We start from the raw sequence: 21,556 nt of genomic DNA on the forward strand, positions 1-21,556 counted from the left end.
AGCTCTGCTAAAATGGAAAAACGTGGTTCAAAAGCACTCAGATATGCTCTATACAACGCCGCAAGACTAACCAGTATCTACTGTCCTGTATTCAGGGAACATCTTGCCAGAAAACGTTCTCAAGGCAAACATTTTAGTGTCGCTATATCTCATGTTGTTAAAAAGTTAGTCAGAGTTATTTACCATTTACAAACTAAAAACGAACTTTTTAAAAATACCATTAATTAATCATTTGAATAATTTAAATTATTAAATTATCTATTTTGTTATGCAAAAATTTACATAAATTCTTCAAAAAAAATTTTTGCTTTTTTTTGAAAAAAAACTTGACATTATATAGTTAGTCTTTTTAATTAAGTTTTTTTATTATATCATTTATTAAATAAAAAGTCAATAAATACACCATATATTATAATATAAAATTAATTTATTAATTATTTTTTAAATTATAATTGTTTTTTAAAAAATATATGATATTTTTAAATAAAATAAAAATTAAAAAAAATCAGCCTCTATACAAAGACTGATAATTAATTATTAACTATTATTTAACTGCAAATATTTTTCTCCTTTTTCAGAAAGTTTGTAAACACTGCTGTCTACATAGATATACTTTTCCTTTTTAGCTTTTTTAATAACTTTATTCAAAAATCCTTTATTCCAACGTAAGTGATTATCAATGGTGTCAATTCCACATTCATCTTTTTCCTGCTTAGTATTTACGTGGTTTGATAAATGGATTAGTAAAATTCTGACTGAAAATACCATTTTTTGAGTTCTTTTTCGGTTTATTGTGAAAATTAGCCCTTTTCTTGGAGAGAATATCAATGTTAAAAGAAAAATTATACCGATTGCAACTGCGATACTTCCTGCGATTGAAATGTCAAAAAGCCTTGCAAAATGAAATCCAGCCACACTTGCCACAGCTCCTAGAACGATGCTTAATCCAATCATTACTTTTAACTTATCTGTCAATAAATACGCTGTAATTGGAGGCCCAATCATAAAGGCAACTACCAGTATTGAACCAACTGCCTCAAACGATGCCACTGCCGTCATTGATACAAGCGACATTAGCATATAGTGAATTAATACCGGCTTCATTCCAAGTGTTATTGCAAGAGCCTTGTCAAATACTGATATTTTTAACTCCTTGAAAAAAACAGTAACAAAAGATACATTTATTAAAAATATTACAAAAGTTGTAACTAGCCCTTTTGCAACACTGAAGTCAAATATCTGTACCCGATTAAACGGTGCGAATGCCAGTTCTCCCAACAATACTGAATCAACGTCCAAATGTACATTTCCAGCATACATTGAAATTAAAATTACAGCAATACTGAATAACAGCGGGAAAACCACTCCAATTGCAGAATCTTCCTTGACAAGCCTTGTCGAATTAAGAAGTTCCACAAGGTAAACGGTTAAAACACCAACTATTCCCGCACCAATGATTAGCAAAGGGGAGTTCAAATCATGAACTGCAAAAAACGCTATTACAATTCCAAGCAAAATAGTATGTGTTATCGCATCTGAAACCATCGCCATACTTTTTAAAACCAGAAATGTTCCCAAAATTGAGCAGGCACTTGCCACCATTATTGCAATTAACTGTATTTCAAATGAAAAATCCATAATTTATTTCCCCCTTTCCAAATTATTTATTTTAAAATTATTTAATCCAGCTTTTTTATTTTCAAGCTTTTCCCTAAATTCTTTTTTTCTTTTCTGATTTCTTATAATTTTAAATACAATCCCTCTTTTATTTGAAAAAAGAATACTAATAATCACGATTATGCTTATAATTATAACGATAACAGGCCCGGTAGGCAAATTGCTTTCACTTATACTAATCAAAGTTCCAAGCAAACCTGATATTCCTCCAAAAAATGCTGCCAAAATTACCATAATTGAAAGTTTGTCCGTCCATTGCCGTGCTGCAACCGCCGGAGAAATAAGCATTGCACTTATTAAAATTACTCCTGCCGCCTGAATACCGATTATTACAGTAGTTACAATCAATACGGAAATCAATATTTCAATTTTTTTACTTGGAAATCCCAATGTCTTGGCAAAATCAGAGTCAAATGAAACAATTTTAAATTCCTTCCAGAAAAGAATAATTATAATTAGAAGAACAATCCCGGTAATCAGAATAATATTTACATCTCTTTTAATAAATGTTGACGCCTGCCCAAAAATAAATTTATTTAATCCCGATTTATTCGCACCCGGCAATTTATTCAAGTAAGAAAGTAAAACTAATCCCAATCCAAAAAATACAGATAAAATCAATGCCAAAGCACTATCAAATTTTATTTTTGTATAATTTTGAATTAATTGAATCAAACCAATACATACAATTCCTGTAATTAACGCACCTAGCAGCAAAACTTCTGTATTTTTCACATTCGTAAATAAAAAAGCCAGGCAAACTCCAGGAAGTGAAGCGTGAGAAACCGCATCTCCCAATAAACTTTGCTTTCGCAAAACTGCAAAGCATCCAAGTATTCCAGAAACCATTCCAAGCAGTGAGCAACCAAGTGCAACTGTCCTAAAAGTATGATCAGCTATAAGAAGATTTAATATGTTCATTTTAATCCTCCTTTTCAATTTCAGACTGATTTTTATTATTTTGAGTTAATTTTTTACTTTTGTATGTTTTTTCAATATTTTCAGGAGTAAAAATTTCCTCCACAGGCCCAGAAGCTATAACAGAAACATTTATAAATGTTACATAATCAAAATAATCCTTTACTGTTTGTAAATCGTGATGAACAACAATTACAGTTTTTTTCTCATCCCGTAATTTTTTTAAAATATTTACAATAGATTTTTCAGTTTTACTGTCAACACCTTGAAAAGGTTCATCCATAAAGTATATCTCAGCATCCTGAACCAATGCCCGTGCCAAAAACACCCTCTGCTGCTGCCCACCAGATAACTGGCTTATCTGTCTATCTGAGAACTCATCCATTTCCACTTTGTGAATAGCTTCCTTTGTTTTTTCCTTATCAATTTTTCTAACTTTCTTTAACCATCCAACTTTTCCATAACGTCCCATTTCCACAACATCAAACACAGTAGTCGGAAAATCCCAGTCAACACTTCCTCTCTGAGGTACATAAGCAATCTTATCCCTTACTTTACCGTATTTTTCATTATAAAATTTCACCTCGCCAGTGACAGGATTTATCAAATCAAGCATCGCCTTAATCAAAGTAGATTTCCCAGCTCCATTCGGCCCCACTATCGCCATAAGAATACCTTTTTTGATACCCAGCTCAACATCCCATAAAACAGGTTTATCTTCATATGCTATTGTTAAATCTTCAACTTTTATAATAACATCATCAGAAACATTTTGATTCATTTTACTTCTCTCCTAAATTTAAAAATTATAACATAGCAAAACAACTTTAAGGAATTTTTTTATGTTTTACATAATAAAAGGGGAGTGATAATTAAAATTATTCTGCTATGTTTTTTTGAATTATTTTATATATAATTAATAAAAATAATTACCGATTTTATTTTAATGCATTTACAATTGTATCTGCATTTGCCTTAACTGTTTTAATATAAGTTTCAGTGTTATGTGCTTCATCCCCCAATGAGTCTGAGTACAATTCTCCACCTATTTTAACTTCTTTTCCTCTAGCCTTTACAGCTTCCTGCAATGCTTCTATACTTTTTTTCGGAACAGAAGATTCTACAAATATTGCTTTTATATTTCTTTCAACTATGAAATTAGCCAGATCACTTATATTTTTTGTACCAGTTTCAGAATCTGTAGAAACACCTTGTATAGCTTTTACTTCCAATCCAAATTGTTCTCCAAAGTAGTTGAATGCATCGTGAGCTGTTACAAGAACTCTACTTTTTTCAGGAATTTCATTAATTCTTGTTTTTACATAAGTTGTAAGTTCATTTAGCTCAGCTTTATATTTTTTCAGGTTTTCTTTGTAATAATCACTATTTTTAGGATCATATTTACTTAATTCAGCTTCCACTGCCTCAGCTTCCTTTTCCCATAATTCTGTATTGAACCATACATGCGGATCAGGAGTATTTTCTTCAACTAAATGAATTTTACTTTTATCCAGTTTATCCCCAACATTTAATATATTTTTGTTTTGAGAAGTTAATTTTTCAAAAATTTCTGTCATTTTACCTTCCAAGTGCAATCCACCATACACTATAATGTCAGCATTTCCAAGTTTTTCAATATCACCTGCACTGGCACTGTATAAATGCGGATCTACTCCTTCACCCATAAGCCCTGTAACTTCAACTTTATCTCCACCTATTGTTTTTACAAGATCAGAAAGCATTGTTGTTGTTGTTGTAACTTTTATTTTTTTCCCTGATGCAGCTCCACCTTTTCCACAAGATATTAACAACATCATTGCCACACATACTGCAATTACCAAATTCAATTTTTTAAGTACATTATTTTTACTCATAATCTGTTTCCTCCATATCTTCATTTTTTTTATAAACTTTAATCATAGTTGCTGCATTGAAAGCTACTACTTTTTCATTATTTGCTTTACTTTTTAAATATATCGGCCCATCAAACGGATCCTTTTTTTCCACAATATATTCTTCCTTTAAATTTATATTCAAATCCCGCAGATAATCATATAATTCAATATTGTCCTCTACACTTAGTATAACAATTTCGTCATCTTCCTCAGCTTCAGACAATTTTATAATATTTTCCTCATTGAAGTTTTTTACATCATAGAAAATTGGGCTGCCATGTGGACATTCCTTAGGATAAAACAGGAATTTTTCCAGCTTTTGAAGTAACTTGTCACTTGTTACATGCTCCAGAATTTCCGCTTCTTTATGCACTTCTTCCTTATCATATCCCAACTTTTCAAATAAAAAAACTTCCCAAACCCTATGTTTACGTATAATGTCAAGTGCAAATCCATTCCCTTTTTCAGTAAGTTTTACTGTTTTTTTGTCAATAGTTAAATAATCGTCATTTACCAGCTTTTTTATCATTTCGCTGACTGAGGCTGGAGAGATATTTAAATATTCTGCAAGTTTTTTATTGGAATATTCCTTCTTTTTTTTTAAAGTATATATTCCCTTTAAATAATCTTCTATACTTCTGCTCATCTCAACTCCTTCCTATTTTAGTTTAACCTAATTCAAAAATTAGGCTTACCTAACAACAATATTATATTACCACTAAATACTTTGATTGTCAAGATACTTTTAATAATTTTTTTAATTCAAATCAGAAGTTATAATTATTCTGTCCAAACCTTAAATTTTTTTAGTTTTTATCAGTTTATACTATTACATATTTGCATAGTAGAAATCAGAAAATTTATGGAATTAAAGTTTTTTTTACAAAATTATGCTATTATACAATTTATTAACCATTAAAAATTAGATTTGATTTTTTTTAATAAAGCTAACAAATTAATTGTTATAAAATTTTATTTCTATTTTTTAAATAGGATTTAGTATTAAGTAATTTCAAATATAAAAATAGCATATTTAATAATATCAGGCTTTTTATCCAAATATTAAAAAATATGCTTTAAATCGAAAGATACAAAATAGAAGCTGCTATAACAAAATATTTATATATAACTCTTCTAAATCAATTCAAGTTAATTTTTCTCCAACTGTATTGTATAATATTTTTTCAAAATAATAGTGTAACTTTGGTTACAAAAAAACTCCCGTTTAAATTTTTTTCTAAAAAACGGGAATTTACATACTTAAATATCTTTATTTACTTTTAACTTTTTAGATAACTCATAGATTAATTATTTGTTATTATCTTTTCTTGGAATAAATTTCCACAGTGTTGGAACAAGTAATGTTACAGCAGTTGATTTTAACGCATCTCCTGGAAGGAAAGGCAACACACCAACCATAAACGCATTTTTACCAGTTACAAATAACGATAACTGCAATGCACCTAATGTCAAGATAATCGCACTGGAAAGCATTAACGAAAGAATTGTTTTTACGTAAGATTTTGTAACTCCCTTATCAGCTAAATATCCTAAAAGAATTGTAGAAACAATGTATCCTAAGATATATCCTCCTGTTGCTGAAAACAAAGAACCTGCTTTAGCACCAGCGAAAATTGGAGCACCTAAACTACCTGCCGCAACATAGGAAAGTATAGTAGCAGTTCCTAATTTTCTACCATATAGTAATGCCATTAATGTAACTCCAAATGTTCCAAGTGTTATCGGTACTGGAGTATAAGGTAATGGAATCATAACTTGAGCCATTAAACTTAGAAATACTACTCCACCCAATACTAAAAGAACATTTTTTACAATTTCTTTTTCTTTTGTTTCAATTTTAACAATATTGTTAATTAAAGCATTCTGTTTCATAAGAAAACCTCCATTTTTTTATTTACAACATTATAACACTTGTTATATTAAAAGTCAATAAAGTGATTTTTGTTACACTTACTTGATAATACACCAAACTTTTCAATTTTCAAATTTACTAAAAAATCTTTTTATTTTATCCTTAAAAGTATGTGCCTTTTTGAAATTTTTCTTATTATCTAATGAACCATCAAATTCACGTAAGATTTCTTTTTGCTTATCAGTAAGATTTACTGGTGTTTCCACTTTTATTTCGACAATTTCATCTCCTCTGTTTTCACTTCGGCTGTACTTAATTCCTTCATTTCTCAATCTGAATATTTTTCCATTTTGAGTTCCTTCAGGAATTACTATTTTTTTCTTGCCTTTAAGTGTAGGAACTTCCACTTCCCCACCTAAAACAGCTGTTGTCATTTTTATAGGCACTTCACAATGAATATCATGCTCACTTATTCTTTCAAAAATATCATGTTTTTCAACTGTTATATACACATATAAGTCCCCAAAGATTCCACCATTTGCTCCAGCATTTCCACCTTCCCTCACAACAAGTCTTTGTCCAGTTTCAATACCAGACGGGAATCTTACTTTTCTTGTGTATGTTTCTTTTTCTAAGCCTGTTCCATGACAACTGTGGCATTCTTTCTCAGGCATCTTTCCTGTTCCGTGACATTTATCACATTCCTGAATTACACTTTGCACTCCAAACATTGTTCTCTGCTGCATATTAATATGTCCTGAACCACCACACTTATCACAAGTCTTCATATGGTATCCAGGTTCCGCACCACTTCCATGACAAGTCTTACATTGTCCTTCTCTTTTATATTTTATTTCTTTTTCTGTACCAAAAGCCACATCTTCCAACGTTAATTTCAAGTTATATCTCAAATCAGATCCCTGATGCACTCTTGGCCCTTGACTTCGACTTCTTCCACCAAAAAAACTTCCAAAAATATCTCCTAAATCCTCAAAATCAAATCCACCAGCACCGCCAAAGCCTCCAAAACCTTGTCCACCAAAGCCACCTGCTCCAGCTCCCCCATTTTCAAATGCTGCATGTCCATATTGATCATAAGCTGCCCTTTTTTGTGGATCGCTTAATACTTCATTTGCTTCCTGTACTTCCTTAAATTTGGCTTCAGCTTCAGGATTATCCTTGTTTCTGTCTGGATGATATTTTTTTGCCATACTCCTATACGCCTTTTTTATATCCTGTTCCGAAGCGTTTTTGGGTACGCCAAGCACTTCATAATAATCTTTTTTTGCCATTTCCTATTTCTATCCTTTCCACTTCTGCAAATTTTTATTTTTCTAATTTTTCTTACTTTTACAAATTATAGTAAAATCACTCTAAAATAAAACTCAAAAACTATAATTATTTTACTTAAATCATAATACTGATTAATCTTAGTTAGTTAAATATAAACCATTATTATATAATACTTCCAATCAGACTTACTAAACTAAATAATAACAACATTTCATTACTTAAATTTTCAAAACCCTTAAAATACATTATAGAACCTGGAAATCTGAAATATAAAATACCCACTACCACAGCAATTAAAATATATAACACCCCTATTACTGCTTCTTTGAATTTTCCAACTTCTTTTATTTTATTAAAAATTGAACTAATTAAAATATACACAAACACTCCATATAGAAATGATTTAAGATTTGTATCAAATGGAAGTATATAAACTACAACCATTAACAAAGTTTCTATAACTGCACTTTCAAATCCTACTTTTACTGCCCTATCCTTATTAATACCATAATAAATCAGCCATATAATTATAAAATATGGAATAAGCACATAATAAACTCCTGAAAAGTCTGGAATAACAAAATTAAGATTAGAAAACAACATTCCAAGCGTTACTGAACCTACAGAAATTGCAAATTTTTTTAAATCATTTTTTAGCAAATCTAACATTTTAACTTCCTTCTATTATAATTCCATAAAAATATTTTCTAATTGCTGGAACTTATAATTTTTTAGTTTATATAATTTATATTAAACCTTAAATACCATACTAAAAATTATAATTATTTAATAATTGGTTTTAAAGCTAATTAAATATATTATAACCTAAATTTACAATAAAACCAATATAAATTTGAAATTTTTCTTTATTTTTTCCCTTCAACAACTAATTTTGCAAAAAATTCCTCTCCATCTTTCAATTTCAAAATTCCAATTTTTTCTTCCAATTTCCCGCTCGCACTTTCAAAGTCAGAAATTCCATACCAAGGCTCTATACACACATAAGGAGCTTTTGGCTTACTCCAAAATGCAATATACGGGAATCCTTTATATTCAACGCTTAATTCTTTAGAATTTTTATTATTTTTTATTGTAACTTTTTCTGATTTTAAACCTTCAAATACTATTGCATCATCATCAAATACATTTTCAGTAATTTGAATCTTGTTAGTATTATTCAAATAATCAACTTTTTCATCAAAAACTAGCCCATTATTAGTAAGTTTATATTTTTGCGAAGTTTCATTTTTTTCAAATTCCAAGTAATAGTCATCTAATTTTAGACCATCGTTCACATTAAGTGCAAATGCAGGATGTGTTCCTAGTGAAAAATACATCTCAGAATTATTTTTATTTACAACATCATATCCAATTTCCAAGATACCGTCATTAACTGTATAAGTTAAAAACAAATCAAATTCAAACGGATATTTTTTTAAAGTTTCACTATTTGAAGAAAATCTAAATTTCAAAGAATTTTCAGTTTTTTCAACAAAATCAAAATCTTCTGTTCTTGCAAATCCATGTCGTGTAGTGATTTCATAGTCTTTCCCTTTATAATTGTATACTCCATTTTTTATGCTACCTACAAACGGAAACAACACAGGTGAGCTGGCAGCCCAGATTTCAGGATTTCTATCCCACATAAATTCTTCTCCATCTACCTTGTAACTTCTCAATTCAGCCCCTCTATCAGCAACTGCGATTTCAACACTTCCACATTTTAAAGTTCTTACTGTACTTTCCATCTTTAACACATCCTTTTCTTAAAATTTTTATTTATTTTTATTTTTTAATTTTATTATCTCAATTTCAAATTTATTTTTTTATTCAATTTCTATTTCTGAAAAAATAATGTCTACGACTTTTTCTAAAATATCCTCTGGTAATTTTTCAATAATTTTATAACTTCTTTTATTAATATCCAAAGATTTAAGGTGTTCACATAAAATTATGCCCGTCGTAGCAGTCCGATTGTCTAATTTTATATGAAGCGGAAATTTGTCTATTGAATCTGTAATTGGACAAACTAAAACTAAATTTGTTACCCTATTGAAAGTACCATTACTTACTATAACCGCAGGACGATATCCAGCTTGTTCATGTCCCATCTGCGGATTAAAATTTATCTTTATTATATCCCCTTGTTTTACCATACCTCTTTACCTACTGGTTCTCCCCAATCTATTTCCTGTTTTTCATAATCCTCATTATAATTTGCAAACAATTCCTTTATTGTCTTTCTTTTTTCTTTTTTTATTTTTTTTAATTTAAGGCAATTATCTCCCTCTTCTATCAAAATAGTATCATTTACTTTTAAATCAAGTATTTCCAATATTTTTTTAGGAAGTCTTATTCCCTGACTGTTTCCCCATTTTTGTATTTTTAAAACCTCTGCCATAATAATCTCTCTTTCTATTAAGTATATACATAGTATATACTTTTTTTTATGAAAAAATCAATTATTTTTTACAAAAGAAGGAGAACTAATTCCCCTTCTCAATCCTATCTTTCACTTTAAATTTCTACTTCTTAAATTAATCCACAACTTCCGCATCTTCCACATCGTCAGCACCAGAATTATTATTTTCTCCAGCTGCTTCTCCACCTTGTGCTTGGTGAGCTTGAGCTGCTTCTTGGTACATTCTTGTTGCGAAACCTTGTGCTGCTTTTGATAAGTCTTCAATTCCTTTTCTGATTGCGTCCAAGTCATCTCCGTCTTTTACTTTTTTCAACTCTTCGATTGCTTTTTCGATGTCTTCTTTTTCAGTTCCTTGAAGTTTATCTTCGTTTTCTTTTATAGTTTTTTCAGTAGAAATTACCAATTGATCTGCTTGGTTTCTAGCTTCTACTAATTCTTTAAATTTAGCATCTTCTGCTTCGTTTGCTTCTGCGTCACGTTTCATTTTTTCAATGTCGTCTTTAGACAAGTTAGAACTTCCAGAAATTGTTACTGTATTTTCTTTTCCAGTTCCTAAGTCTTTCGCTGAAACGTGTACAATTCCGTTTGCGTCAATGTCGAATGTTACTTCGATTTGAGGGATTCCTCTTGGTGCTGCTGGGATTCCTTCCAAGTTAAATTCTCCTAATTTGTGGTTGTCTGCAGCTTTTGCTCTTTCCCCTTGCAATACGTTGATTGATACTGCTGGTTGGTTATCAGCCGCTGTTGAGAACACTTGTGATTTTTTAACTGGTACAGTTGTATTTCTTTCAATTATTTTAGTGAATACCCCACCTAAAGTTTCAATTCCTAATGATAATGGAGTTACGTCTAATAACAATACGTCTTTAACGTCTCCCATTAACACTCCACCTTGAATTGCTGCTCCTGCCGCAACTACTTCATCAGGGTTGATTGATTTGTTAGGTTCTTTTCCTAGGAAAGATTTTACCCATTCTTGAACCGCCGGAATTCTTGTAGAACCTCCAACTAGCAATACTTCATCAATTTCGTTAGGACTTAAATCAGCATCTTCCAACGCTTGTTTTACTGGCCCTTTAGTTGCTTCTACCAAGTCTTTTGTCAATTCATCAAATGCTGCACGAGTCAATTTTTTCTCCAAATGTTTAGGCCCTGTTGCGTCCATTGTGATAAATGGTAATGAAATTTGAGTTTCTAATGTTGTTGATAATTTTTTCTTAGCATCTTCTGCCGCATCTTTCAATCTTTGGATTGCCATCTTATCATTTCTCAAGTCAATTCCAGTTTCTTTTTTAAATTCGTCAGCTAACCAGTCAATAATTTTTTGATCGAAATTATCTCCACCTAAGTGGTTATTTCCAGAAGTCGAAATAACTTCCACAACTCCATCTCCAATTTCAAGCACAGATACGTCAAATGTACCTCCACCCAAGTCAAATACTAATACTTTTTCTTCTTTTTTCTTGTCTAATCCATAAGATAATGCAGCCGCTGTTGGCTCATTTATAATTCTTTGAACTTTAAGTCCAGCAATTTCTCCAGCATCCTTTGTAGCTTGTCTTTGTGCATCTGTGAAGTATGCAGGCACCGTAATTACAGCTTCTGTAACACTTTCTCCTAAATATGCTTCAGCATCCTTTTTCAATTTTTTCAAAATCATTGCTGAAATTTCTTGTGGAGTATAACTTTTTCCTTCAATATCCACTTTGTAATTTTCACCCATGTGAGTTTTAATCGAAATTACAGTTGAATCAGGATTTGTAATAGCCTGTCTTTTTGCAATTTCCCCTACAATAATTTCCCCATTATCTTTAATATTTACAACTGACGGAGTAGTTCTCCCACCATCAGAATTTGGTATAATCGAAAAGTTTCCACCTTCCATAACTGCCACGCAGCTGTTTGTTGTCCCTAAATCTATTCCTATTATTTTACTCATATCTATCATTCTCCTTTAAATTTTCATTTATTTTTACTATAATTTATCATTTTATATAAAAGTTCTAAACTAGTTACTATGGTTCTCATATATGGAATTGGAATACTTTTTACTAATTCTATCGCAGTTTTTATTAAACCTTCCAATTCTTGCTCTTTCCCATTGTAGTCTTCTTTTTCAAGAATTTGTGATATATACTCAACTTTTTCATTAATTTGAGTCCATTTAATCTCGTAGTTATTTATCTCACCTATATTAACACTACCAATACCAATGCTATCAATAAATACTTTTATAACATTTATCACTTCTAACCTATTAGAATTAGAAGAGGGATCATATACTTCGTATGAGTATAAATAAACTTTTTTATTTAAAGCATTACCTTGAACATCAACACCATTTTGTATTACTCGTGGTTTATCAGTAGTTTTAAAATTATTTAAATCCATTTTTATTTTTATAAAACCTGTCGGAGAGGCTGATGTTTCAATAATTTCATCTGGTTTATATAATTCTAAAATTCTTCTATGGCGTTTGGGATATAACCAAATACTTTTCCAATCTATGTAAACAAGATTTTGATCAAAAATATTCAATTCTATTTGTTTTTGTGTATAATCTATTTTATTTTCAATTTTTAGCCAAATTACCCATAAAACCATTAAGGCACTCCCACCAACAATCAAACTCAAAAAATTCATAAATTACCTCAACTAAATATTATTTCTTCTTATTAACCGTTACCATCGCAGGCCTTACAACTTTCCCTTTCATTTTGTACCCTTTTTGGAAAACTTGCACAACCACGTTGTCATCCAGTTCCTCTTTGTTTTCAGTAATCATTGCTTTATGTTCGTAAGGATCGTACTCTTTTCCTGCCGCTTCAATTTCTTCTACGCCTTCTTCTGTCAACAGATTTTTTAGATTATTCAAAATCATATTAACTCCTTCGATTAATGAATCAAAGTTTTGGCTTTCCTTCGATGCGTCAACCGCTCTTTCCAGATTATCTATATTGTCAAGCAATTTTACGATAATTCCTTCAGAAGCGTATTTTCTCATTTCTGCAACTTCGTTTTCTTTTCTTTTGGTAAAGTTTTGAAATTCAGCTAACTTTCTTGTATATGAATTTTTCCATTCTTCAAGTTCAGCTTCTAATTTCTTTACTTTATCATCACAATTATCAGAAGTTTCTTCTGCACTTTTTTCAACCTCTTGACTTTCTACATTTTCATTTTGTTCTTCAACTGCTTCATTCTGTACAGCTTCACCTTCCAAATTTTCCTTTTCCAAATCTTTTTCCGCCATTTAAAAAACCCACTCTCCTTCTTATTATTTATTTTTTTGATTTAATAACTGATTTACTTCTTCTGCTACATATTCAACGAGTCCAACCGTCTTTGAATATTCCATTCGTTTTGGTCCAATCACACCGATAATCCCCTTCGCATTATTAAGCGTATAAACCGAGAACACAAATGAGAAATCCTCAAGTCCTGCAATGTTCAAATCTTCTCCGAAAATTACATTCACTTCTCTATCTTTAAATTCCTCCATCTGTAAAAACTGTGCAAACACATTCCGTAAATCATTCGGATTATTAAACAGTTTTACCCGATTTATAAGGTTCATTACATCAGATGCGTTATTTTCAATGAGATTCGTTCCACCTTCAAAAAACAATTTTCCTTCATCGGAAATCATATTATCCTGAAAATCGCTTTGCATAAATAAATTTGTATTCGTGAAAAAATCTTTTAAGTCAGATAATGTAAAATACTCACTGTTCGCAATTTTTTCATTTAAAAAACTATTTATTGCTTCCACTTCATTTTCAGTTACAGGATTTTCCAGAAAGATATTTAAATTTTTTGTAAGGGAAGAATTCATTATAACTACAGCAAGTACTGTCGTTTCATTAATATGTACCAGTTTTACCTTTTTTACACCTTCCTGCGTAAACGCCGGCTCTAATACAACCCCGGCATATTGACTAATTTTTGACAATAATCTAGATGTTTCCTCAAATATCGTATCAATTTGATTCATCCTCTTATTGTACGCCTGCATGACCTTCGCCTTTTCCTCCTGAGAAATATCTCTAATTTTCAAAAGCTCATCGACATACAGCTTATATCCTTCACTTGTCGGAATACGTCCAGAAGATGTATGTGTTTTTACAATTAGGCCCTTATCTTCCAAATCTGCCATTGTATTTCGGATAGTCGCTGACGACACTCCAATGTTATACTTTTTCTCCAGCGTCCGTGATCCTACACTTTCACCAAATTCCAGATAATGCTTGATAATAGCCTTTAAAATTAATTGCTCCCTATCATTCATCTCGGCACCTTCCTTTTTGTTGTTAGCACTCTCTGTATCAGGTTGCTAGCTATAATATATAATATTACATTTTTTAAAATTTGTCAACACTTTTTTTAAAAATTTTTTATAATATTAAGGGAAGTGCTATAAATACTGAATTTTTTAAGTTTATTTTTTAAATTTTTTTATAATAAAAAAATAATGCTAAACCCCTTTTAAATAGCGGATTTATTATAAACTTTTCTAGCAAAGAATAAAAATCTAATATTTTCAAATAATTAAAATATAATTTTCATTTTTTAAACATAGTCTAGTATAAACTAATCCGTCGGAGCATTTTTTTGTGCTGGCAAAATTGTTTGAGCATAGCAAGTTTTTTGTCAGTATAGAAAAATGTCGTAGCCTAGCCATAGACTATAGAGTTTGCGGCAATGAGCAATCTTACGAAAATAAAAAAGAAAAAACATAGTAATATGAAAAAATATTTATTAATCAAAATATCTAAAAAAAAATACAAAAATCAAATTTATTTCCCACCAAAATTTTCAGTAATCCATAAAATATGACTCTTGCATTCTTTCTTTTATCATTCCATTTTGACTCCTATTTTGAAATAGAGAGCAGATTTTATATATTTATATTAAATTCTTAAAAAAATAACTTTAACTAATCTCTATTATTTAAAAATTAAATATGTTCAACAACTTAATATCTTTTATTTTTAACAAGGCATTTTACTCGATTTTCAAAGACTATTTCACTAAATATCTCATTAAGTATCTTTCAATATTATCCCCATACTCGTTATCCAAAGTTCCTACTATTTCAAAGCCCAGTCCCTCATAAATTCTTTTCGCAGTAAAATTATCCATATCGACAGTAAGTTCTATTTTCTTTATTCCCATTTCCTTCAAGGTTTCCATTACATACTGAAGCAGTATTCTTGCATACCCATTTCTTTCAAACTTCGGCACAGTCGAAACCCCATAAACATAAGCCATTTCCCTGTTAAAACTGCTCAAAACTTCAATAACCGACATCAATTCCTCTTTTTCATCATTACTCAGCATTGCAAAAACTTTCCCATATTTCGTAAATGGCTTAATATTCCAGTTCCCAACTGTCGCCTCCCCAAAAACCTCATTCTCATGCTCAACAATCTTAAATAATAAATCCGAATCTTTTTTCGCATCCAATATTCTAATCTTATAATTCTTTTCCATAGAAATCATCCTTTCTCGTTAATTCTTCACACATTTATTTTATCACAAAACTACCTTATATTTGTTTATAATTTTAGTTTATAAATATTCTGATTAATAATAGTTTTTCAAATTCTAAATAAGAATCCCTTATATGGATACTTAAAAATTAAATTTGATTTTAATAACTCACCTTATACAGATATAACCCTTCCGAAGCCGCTAAAATTTTCTTACAATCAGCATTGGGATTTTCCAATTTTTTCCTAATATAATCTTTTTCTTCATTACCAAAATAAACTGCAAGTGCTGAGCCAATCATAATTCTAACCATTGTTTTCAAAAATCCATTCCCGCAGATTTCCACATTTACCTGCTTTTCACCAATTTTTTCATCATAATAACATTTTATATAGACAATTTCTCTCACAGGATTCCTATAAGCCTTGTCCTTTTTCATAAAGCTGCTAAAATCATACTTCCCCACAAAATCATCCATTATTTCCTGAAATTTTTCCACATCCACACTTTTCCTCAACCCAGTCACATAATTCGCCTCAAACGGCGTAATATCCTCCTCAGCCCTCATAATATACAAATAAGTTCGACTTTTTGCATCAAACCTCGCATTAAATTTTTTATCTGCCTCCTCAATATTTAAAACTTTGATTTCACCTTTCAGGCATTTATTAATCTGCTTTTTTATCGCCTCAAGCGGAATTTTGCTATCAATCACAAAATTAGAAACCTGTTCCATCGCATGAACGCCCTTATCAGTCCTCCCAGATGAAATCATATTTATCTTTTGTGAAAATGTCCTGAAAATAACTTTCTCAATTTCCCCTTGTACCGTTTTCATTGCATTTTGTCTCTGAAATCCACAAAATTTACTCCCATCATACTGATAAATCATCTTCGCATTTCTTTTTTCCATTTTTCCCTCTTTTTTCTTTATCTAATAACTTATTTTAAAAGGTATATTTTACAATCTAATACTATTTCCCATTTATAGCAGTTCTATTTTAATGAAGTTTAGCATAAATTACAAAAAAAAGAGCAATTTCTGCTCTCGTATCTATCGGTAATTTTAATTTTCAAATGGTGCGAAAGGTGGGACTCGAACCCACATGTCGAAGACGCTAGATCCTAAGTCTAGTGCGTATACCAATTTCGCCACTCTCGCAAATTCATTATTAAATTTTTAAATGGTGAGCCATACTGGGATCGAACCAGTGACACCTTGATTAAAAGTCAAGTGCTCTACCGACTGAGCTAATGGCTCATTATTAATGGGGTGACTGACGGGACTTGAACCCGCGACAACCAGTGCCACAAACTGGCGCTCTACCAACTGAACTACAGTCACCATATATCTATAAAAATTTATCCTTATAAATAAAATGGAGCGGGAGACGAGGGTCGAACTCGCGACATTCAGCTTGGAAGGCTGACGCTCTACCAACTGAGCTACTCCCGCAAAATCTATAATGGTCGGTGTAGTAGGATTTGAACCTACGACCCCCTGCTCCCAAGGCAGGTGCGCTACCGAGCTGCGCTATACACCGCTCTAAAGAATAACCTTTATCTTCCAATTACTCTCAGACAAGAAATATAATATCATAAATTAAAATGAATGTCAACACTTTTTTTACGATAATTTCATTTTTTCTTGAATTTTTTGTCTAAATCCAGTCTTTTAGCTTATTTTATACATATTTTCAACTAAAATAGGGGCTATCTCATAAAGTAAATAAAATTACTAAATCATAAATTTATATATTTTACTATATTTATAAAATCAATAAAAATAATATCTGTTGATTTTTAAAAATATATAACATTTATGTTAGTGAAATTATTTTTGACTTATGAGACACCCTCACATATATCTATTATTTTTTTACTAATGTTACACTTACTTCAGAATCTTCCAATGCACTCCCATTAATAAAATTTCTTCCATCAAAATGTAAAATATCTCCTGGTGCTAAAACATGCTTTTCAGTTTCATTCAGGAACATTTCCATTTTCCCTTTCAGGACTATAAAAATAATTTCTTCGTTTTCGTGATTGTGCTTAGCTATTTTTTCATCCTTTTTCAAAATTTTCTTTACTAATTTAAAATTTTCTCCAGTAAACAATAATCCTGCCTCATTTTTTACATTTCCAAACATTTTTCTCTCCCATTTTATATTCTACTTAGTTTTTTTACTTTTGTACAAATTTTCTAACAATTCTTCATTGCTTTTATATTTTTTTACAAGCTCAATTAAGTTTCTCATCCCTTCAACATCTGACATTTCACTCAGTTCTCTCCGTAACTTCCAGATTTTTTCCAGATTTTCTTTTGGAATTAACAGTTCTTCACGTCTTGTCCCACTTTTTAGTGCATCAATTGCTGGAAATATTCTTAGCTGCTCAAGTGTTCGGCTTAAAATAATTTCCATATTTCCTGTCCCTTTAAATTCTTCGAAAATTACTTCATCCATTCTGCTTCCCGTTTCAATAAGGGCAGTTGCAATAATTGTCAAACTTCCACCTTTTTTTATATTTCTGGCTGCTCCTAAAAATCTTTTTGGATAATAAAGGGCATTTGGATCAATTCCCCCTGAAATTAATTTCCCGCTGGACGGAATAGTTATGTTATATGAACGTGCTAATCTTGTCAGGCTGTCCATCAGAATTAATATGTCCTTCCCACGTTCCACTTGTCTTTTTGCCATTTGCAGCACATTTTCAGTAACTTCTGTGTGTACCCTCGGATCTTCATCAAAAGTCGCCGAATACACTTCTGCATCTTTTACATTTTCCTTAATGTCCGTAACTTCCTCAGGACGCTCATCAATTAACAAAATCCATACATCAATTTCTGGATTATATTTTATAATATCATTTGCAAGTGTGGAAAGAAGTACAGTTTTCCCAGCTTTTGGCGGTGCAACTATAAGCCCCCTCTGCCCTTTTCCAATCGGCGAAATTAAATCAATAATCCTTGAAGAGATTTCTCCGCTTCCCAAATTTAGCTTTTCATCTGGATACGATGGAACTAAATCATCAAAATATGGACGTTCCAGTGATTTTTCAGGTAAATCCCCATTTACTAGCAACACTTTTAAAATCCCATAATTTTTTTCTGTTCCAATCGGAATTCTCAGTTCCCCAAATACAATATCTTCATTTCTTAAGAAAAATCTTTTTATTTGAGAAATTGAAACATAAACATCGGGGCCAATTGAAGTATCTCTTAAAAAACCATAATTTCCGTCACCAATTACATCCAGTTTCCCAAATCCATAAGTTTTTCCTCTTTCCTTCCCTTTTTCAATCAAAATTGCATTTATTAATTCAAGTTTTGACATTCCTGAAAAATTTTCAATTTTGTATTCCTTTGCCATTTTTTTTAGTTTAGTCACATTTTGCGAAAGAATATCCTTTATCATTTCCTCTTCAGAACTCAAATTTTCTGAACTATTTTTTTTAACTGTTTCCTCTTCTTTTTCAATTTGTTTTTTTTCTTCCAAGTTTTCGCTAATTTCCGTAACCTCCTTTGATTCAGACGCTTTTGGACGTCCTCTTTTCTTTTTTGCAGGTTCAATCTGCTCTTGCTGTTTTTTCCTCGTTTCTATTTCTACTTCCTTTTCTTTCTTCGTCATTTATTCCTCCACCAACTCTCCATATAATGTCCATGTTTTTGCATCATAAATTCTTGTATTTACAAATTGTCCTTTTAAATCTTTTCTGTCACTTTTAAATAAAACTATTTTATGTGTCGAACTTCTTCCAGTCAGCATTTCAGGATTTTTTCTGCTCGGTCCTTCCACAAGCACCTTGACAATTTTTCCAAGATATTTCTGACTTTCCTCTTTTGCTTTCATATTCTGCAATCTCATAAGTTGCTGCAATCTCTCATTTTTTACCTGCTCATCAACTTGATCACCCATCGTAGCCGCAGGAGTTCCTGTTCTTTTGGAGTACATAAACATAAACGCATTTTCAAATCCAACTTCATTCACAACATCCATCGTATCTTGAAAATCCTCATCTGTTTCCCCTGGAAAACCTACAATAATATCAGTCGTAAGCCCAATATCAGGCACTCTTTCCTTAATTTTCCTAGCAAGTGCGATAAACTCCTCTTTTGTGTATCCTCTGTTCATTGCGTCCAGAATTTTTGTAGAGCCAGATTGCAATGGTAAATGCAGCATCCTAGCTATTTTCGGATTTCTTGCAATTGTATCTATTACTTCATCACTAAAGTCTTTTGGATGAGGTGAAACATATTTTATCCAGAAATCTCCTTCCACATTCGCACTTTGCTCCAATAATTCCGCAAAATTATCTTCTCCATTTGCAAAATCGCTTCCATATGAATTTACATTCTGTCCCAAGAACAATATCTCTCTATATCCTTTCTTTGTATATTGCTCAACATCCCTAACCACCTCATTAAGCGGTACAGAACGCTCCATTCCACGTACATACGGCACAATACAGAATGTACAGTAGTTATTGCATCCATACGTAATGGAAATTGAAGCCACAATATCATCACCAAAGTCAGCATCAACTCTCGTCGGCAATTCATCCTCATCATCCACCATGACAATATGTGTTTCTTCCCCAGCTTCAATTCTTTCCAGAATATCAGGTATTCTCCCAATATTCTGATTTCCGAGCACCAAATCCACATAAGGCGTCTTTTTAATAAATTCATCCCTCACTTCCTGAGCAAGACACCCTGTAACCCCAATAATCATATTCCCATCTTTTTCTTCCTTTATTCTTTTCAAATCCCCAAGTTTTCCATAAACCTTAACAGCCGCACCTTCTCTTACTGTACACGTATTCAAAAATACCAGATCTGTATTTTCAATATCCTCTGTCATACTGTATCCCATTGTCTGTAACATCTGTTTCATTTTTGCACTCTCATTTACATTCATCTGACAACCATAAGTTATTATTGTTGCTCTCTTTTCCACTGTTTTCCCTCCAAATTTTGTTCTATTTCTTTAAAAAATTTTTTGTTTTTCTCGAATAGCTTTTGAATTGTCTAAATTGATATATTTCTTGCCACTTAAATAGCCTTCACTATCCAAGCATAAATCCTTATTTTTCAAGTTTATTTTCTCTTATCATAATGGTATCATTTTTATTTTAGAATTTCAAGAAAATTTTATTCTTTTCTTTAATTAACAGTTATTCTATAATAGATTTTTTTATTAACTTATTTAAAAATTTATCCTTAATCATCCACCTTAAAGACTTTTATAATTTTATTTATAAGCGTTATGATTAATAATAGTTTTTTAAATAAGAATCCCTTATATGGATACTTAAAAATTAGATTTGATTTTTTAAGCAAAGCTATCAAATTAATTATTATAGTATTTTATTTTGATTTTTTTTTAATAGAAATAGTATTAAACTTAAAGAAATAATTTAATACAATAAAAAACACTCTAGGAATGTAGAGTGCAATTTATTATGAAAAAATTTAATTATATTATTGGTGCCCGAGGCCGGAGTCGAACCGGCACGATATAAAATCGACGGATTTTGAGTCCGTTGCGTCTACCAATTTCACCACTCGGGCATATTTTTAGATTACCTATCTAGTATAATATATTTTTTTGACTTTGTCAACTCATTTTAAAAATTTTTTTGACATTTTTCATTAATTTATATATTTATTTATAAAAAAAGCCGAATAGAAATTCGGCTGATTTTTTTGTATAATATATTTATGATAAACATTACACAAAATAAACTGAAATATATTTTCAGTAACAACAATATTTTACTAGATTCCTTAAAATTTTGCAAGAAAAATAATATTGGCGACAGTCACCTTGAACATATTAAACTTTCCATTGATAAATTTCTTGCCTGCAGGGATATTTCAAAAGGTTTTGTCAAGTTCAAATGTCCTCACTGTCCCGTTACACACCTGTTCCCTATTACTTGTAAGTCTAAGCTCTGTCCTTCTTGTGGTTACAAGTACTCTAG

At 31.0% G+C, this 21,556-nt stretch carries 21 protein-coding genes, 6 tRNA genes and 1 pseudogene; 2 read left to right on the forward strand and 26 right to left on the reverse strand.

Features of this window, described 5'->3' with window-relative positions; all coding sequences use genetic code 11:
- Positions 1–228, forward strand: a pseudogene (locus tag K324_RS16235) (IS110 family transposase); the annotation flags it as partial.
- A gap of 309 nt (positions 229–537) precedes the next feature.
- On the opposite strand, the gene K324_RS0108090 reads toward K324_RS16235, so the two are convergent.
- The 26 genes from K324_RS0108090 to K324_RS0108215 form a co-directional block, all read right to left on the reverse strand.
- Positions 538–1,638, reverse strand: coding sequence for a metal ABC transporter permease (locus K324_RS0108090; protein WP_026748718.1), 1,101 nt, complete (start codon positions 1,636–1,638; stop codon positions 538–540).
- Positions 1,639–1,641: 3 nt separating this feature from the next.
- Positions 1,642–2,598: a metal ABC transporter permease gene (locus K324_RS0108095; protein WP_026748719.1), complete on the reverse strand. Its 957-nt coding sequence runs from the start codon at positions 2,596–2,598 to the stop codon at positions 1,642–1,644.
- 1 nt (position 2,599) lies between these two features.
- Positions 2,600–3,376 (reverse strand): metal ABC transporter ATP-binding protein, encoded by a 777-nt coding sequence (locus K324_RS0108100; protein WP_026748720.1) that lies wholly within the window; start codon positions 3,374–3,376, stop codon positions 2,600–2,602.
- Positions 3,377–3,533: 157 nt separating this feature from the next.
- On the reverse strand, positions 3,534–4,469 hold the full coding sequence (locus tag K324_RS0108105; protein ID WP_026748721.1) for a metal ABC transporter solute-binding protein, Zn/Mn family: 936 nt from the start codon (positions 4,467–4,469) through the stop codon (positions 3,534–3,536).
- Positions 4,462–5,136 (reverse strand): metal-dependent transcriptional regulator, encoded by a 675-nt coding sequence (locus K324_RS0108110; RefSeq protein ID WP_026748722.1) that lies wholly within the window; start codon positions 5,134–5,136, stop codon positions 4,462–4,464. The genes K324_RS0108105 and K324_RS0108110 overlap by 8 nt, the downstream gene beginning before the upstream one ends.
- A gap of 662 nt (positions 5,137–5,798) precedes the next feature.
- Complete coding sequence (locus K324_RS0108115; RefSeq protein ID WP_026748723.1) at positions 5,799–6,383, reverse strand: biotin transporter BioY; 585 nt, start codon at positions 6,381–6,383, stop codon at positions 5,799–5,801.
- Between the two features lie 102 nt (positions 6,384–6,485).
- Positions 6,486–7,655: a molecular chaperone DnaJ gene (gene dnaJ / locus K324_RS0108120; RefSeq protein ID WP_026748724.1), complete on the reverse strand. Its 1,170-nt coding sequence runs from the start codon at positions 7,653–7,655 to the stop codon at positions 6,486–6,488.
- 163 nt (positions 7,656–7,818) lie between these two features.
- Positions 7,819–8,325 carry a hypothetical protein gene (locus tag K324_RS0108125; protein ID WP_026748725.1) on the reverse strand — a complete coding sequence of 169 codons (507 nt, stop codon included), beginning with the start codon at positions 8,323–8,325 and terminating at the stop codon, positions 7,819–7,821.
- A gap of 197 nt (positions 8,326–8,522) precedes the next feature.
- On the reverse strand, positions 8,523–9,404 hold the full coding sequence (locus K324_RS0108130; RefSeq protein ID WP_026748726.1) for an aldose 1-epimerase family protein: 882 nt from the start codon (positions 9,402–9,404) through the stop codon (positions 8,523–8,525).
- Between the two features lie 78 nt (positions 9,405–9,482).
- Positions 9,483–9,812, reverse strand: coding sequence for a type II toxin-antitoxin system PemK/MazF family toxin (locus K324_RS0108135; RefSeq protein ID WP_026748727.1), 330 nt, complete (start codon positions 9,810–9,812; stop codon positions 9,483–9,485).
- Entirely contained in the window at positions 9,806–10,057 is a 252-nt protein-coding gene (locus tag K324_RS0108140; RefSeq protein ID WP_018450842.1) for an AbrB/MazE/SpoVT family DNA-binding domain-containing protein, read from the reverse strand. The genes K324_RS0108135 and K324_RS0108140 overlap by 7 nt, the downstream gene beginning before the upstream one ends.
- Positions 10,058–10,193: 136 nt before the next feature.
- Entirely contained in the window at positions 10,194–12,017 is a 1,824-nt protein-coding gene (gene dnaK, locus K324_RS0108145) for a molecular chaperone DnaK (RefSeq protein ID WP_026748728.1), read from the reverse strand.
- A 23-nt stretch (positions 12,018–12,040) separates the two neighbouring features.
- Positions 12,041–12,721, reverse strand: a complete 681-nt coding sequence (locus tag K324_RS0108150; protein ID WP_155283127.1) for a hypothetical protein — start codon at positions 12,719–12,721, stop codon at positions 12,041–12,043.
- A 19-nt stretch (positions 12,722–12,740) separates the two neighbouring features.
- Positions 12,741–13,328, reverse strand: coding sequence for a nucleotide exchange factor GrpE (gene grpE, locus K324_RS0108155; protein WP_026748730.1), 588 nt, complete (start codon positions 13,326–13,328; stop codon positions 12,741–12,743).
- A 24-nt stretch (positions 13,329–13,352) separates the two neighbouring features.
- Complete coding sequence (gene hrcA / locus K324_RS0108160; RefSeq protein WP_006805786.1) at positions 13,353–14,363, reverse strand: heat-inducible transcriptional repressor HrcA; 1,011 nt, start codon at positions 14,361–14,363, stop codon at positions 13,353–13,355.
- Between the two features lie 734 nt (positions 14,364–15,097).
- On the reverse strand, positions 15,098–15,568 hold the full coding sequence (locus tag K324_RS0108165) for a GNAT family N-acetyltransferase (RefSeq protein WP_026748731.1): 471 nt from the start codon (positions 15,566–15,568) through the stop codon (positions 15,098–15,100).
- A gap of 160 nt (positions 15,569–15,728) precedes the next feature.
- Positions 15,729–16,481 (reverse strand): tRNA pseudouridine(38-40) synthase TruA, encoded by a 753-nt coding sequence (gene truA, locus K324_RS0108170; RefSeq protein WP_026748732.1) that lies wholly within the window; start codon positions 16,479–16,481, stop codon positions 15,729–15,731.
- A gap of 165 nt (positions 16,482–16,646) precedes the next feature.
- Positions 16,647–16,730, reverse strand: a tRNA-Leu gene (locus K324_RS0108175).
- Positions 16,731–16,753: 23 nt separating this feature from the next.
- Positions 16,754–16,829, reverse strand: a tRNA-Lys gene (locus K324_RS0108180).
- A gap of 8 nt (positions 16,830–16,837) precedes the next feature.
- Positions 16,838–16,913: transfer RNA gene (locus tag K324_RS0108185), tRNA-His, on the reverse strand.
- Positions 16,914–16,948: 35 nt separating this feature from the next.
- Positions 16,949–17,024, reverse strand: a tRNA-Gly gene (locus K324_RS0108190).
- Positions 17,025–17,035: 11 nt separating this feature from the next.
- A tRNA-Pro gene (locus tag K324_RS0108195) sits at positions 17,036–17,112 on the reverse strand.
- Positions 17,113–17,439: 327 nt separating this feature from the next.
- Positions 17,440–17,721 (reverse strand): cupin domain-containing protein, encoded by a 282-nt coding sequence (locus K324_RS0108200; protein WP_026748733.1) that lies wholly within the window; start codon positions 17,719–17,721, stop codon positions 17,440–17,442.
- A gap of 21 nt (positions 17,722–17,742) precedes the next feature.
- Positions 17,743–19,200, reverse strand: coding sequence for a transcription termination factor Rho (rho, locus tag K324_RS0108205; RefSeq protein ID WP_084533597.1), 1,458 nt, complete (start codon positions 19,198–19,200; stop codon positions 17,743–17,745).
- Positions 19,201–20,529 (reverse strand): tRNA (N6-isopentenyl adenosine(37)-C2)-methylthiotransferase MiaB, encoded by a 1,329-nt coding sequence (gene miaB / locus K324_RS0108210; protein ID WP_026748735.1) that lies wholly within the window; start codon positions 20,527–20,529, stop codon positions 19,201–19,203.
- A 528-nt stretch (positions 20,530–21,057) separates the two neighbouring features.
- Positions 21,058–21,143: transfer RNA gene (locus tag K324_RS0108215), tRNA-Leu, on the reverse strand.
- A gap of 150 nt (positions 21,144–21,293) precedes the next feature.
- On the opposite strand from K324_RS0108215, the gene K324_RS15565 reads away from it, so the two are divergent.
- The coding region (locus K324_RS15565; protein WP_211231553.1) for a transposase zinc-binding domain-containing protein at positions 21,294–21,556 on the forward strand (263 nt) is incomplete at its 3' end.

Origin of the sequence: Leptotrichia trevisanii DSM 22070 (genome assembly GCF_000482505.1) — a bacterium.
GTDB lineage: Bacteria > Fusobacteriota > Fusobacteriia > Fusobacteriales > Leptotrichiaceae > Leptotrichia > Leptotrichia trevisanii.

What these genes read in the sequence shown, in the direction of transcription:
- K324_RS0108140 (WP_018450842.1), bottom strand. Translation starts at nt 10,057, where the DNA reads ATGGCAGAGGTTTTAAAAATACAAAAATGGGGAAACAGTCAGGGAATA.
- dnaJ (WP_026748724.1), bottom strand. Translation starts at nt 7,655, where the DNA reads ATGGCAAAAAAAGATTATTATGAAGTGCTTGGCGTACCCAAAAACGCT.
- K324_RS0108095 (WP_026748719.1), bottom strand. Translation starts at nt 2,598, where the DNA reads ATGAACATATTAAATCTTCTTATAGCTGATCATACTTTTAGGACAGTT.
- K324_RS0108165 (WP_026748731.1), bottom strand. Translation starts at nt 15,568, where the DNA reads ATGGAAAAGAATTATAAGATTAGAATATTGGATGCGAAAAAAGATTCG.
- K324_RS0108200 (WP_026748733.1), bottom strand. Translation starts at nt 17,721, where the DNA reads ATGTTTGGAAATGTAAAAAATGAGGCAGGATTATTGTTTACTGGAGAA.
- truA (WP_026748732.1), bottom strand. Translation starts at nt 16,481, where the DNA reads ATGGAAAAAAGAAATGCGAAGATGATTTATCAGTATGATGGGAGTAAA.
- K324_RS0108125 (WP_026748725.1), bottom strand. Translation starts at nt 8,325, where the DNA reads ATGTTAGATTTGCTAAAAAATGATTTAAAAAAATTTGCAATTTCTGTA.
- K324_RS0108150 (WP_155283127.1), bottom strand. Translation starts at nt 12,721, where the DNA reads ATGAATTTTTTGAGTTTGATTGTTGGTGGGAGTGCCTTAATGGTTTTA.
- K324_RS0108135 (WP_026748727.1), bottom strand. Translation starts at nt 9,812, where the DNA reads ATGGTAAAACAAGGGGATATAATAAAGATAAATTTTAATCCGCAGATG.
- hrcA (WP_006805786.1), bottom strand. Translation starts at nt 14,363, where the DNA reads ATGAATGATAGGGAGCAATTAATTTTAAAGGCTATTATCAAGCATTAT.
- K324_RS0108090 (WP_026748718.1), bottom strand. Translation starts at nt 1,638, where the DNA reads ATGGATTTTTCATTTGAAATACAGTTAATTGCAATAATGGTGGCAAGT.
- rho (WP_084533597.1), bottom strand. Translation starts at nt 19,200, where the DNA reads ATGACGAAGAAAGAAAAGGAAGTAGAAATAGAAACGAGGAAAAAACAG.
- grpE (WP_026748730.1), bottom strand. Translation starts at nt 13,328, where the DNA reads ATGGCGGAAAAAGATTTGGAAAAGGAAAATTTGGAAGGTGAAGCTGTA.
- K324_RS0108105 (WP_026748721.1), bottom strand. Translation starts at nt 4,469, where the DNA reads ATGAGTAAAAATAATGTACTTAAAAAATTGAATTTGGTAATTGCAGTA.
- K324_RS0108130 (WP_026748726.1), bottom strand. Translation starts at nt 9,404, where the DNA reads ATGGAAAGTACAGTAAGAACTTTAAAATGTGGAAGTGTTGAAATCGCA.
- K324_RS0108115 (WP_026748723.1), bottom strand. Translation starts at nt 6,383, where the DNA reads ATGAAACAGAATGCTTTAATTAACAATATTGTTAAAATTGAAACAAAA.
- K324_RS0108110 (WP_026748722.1), bottom strand. Translation starts at nt 5,136, where the DNA reads ATGAGCAGAAGTATAGAAGATTATTTAAAGGGAATATATACTTTAAAA.
- dnaK (WP_026748728.1), bottom strand. Translation starts at nt 12,017, where the DNA reads ATGAGTAAAATAATAGGAATAGATTTAGGGACAACAAACAGCTGCGTG.
- K324_RS0108100 (WP_026748720.1), bottom strand. Translation starts at nt 3,376, where the DNA reads ATGAATCAAAATGTTTCTGATGATGTTATTATAAAAGTTGAAGATTTA.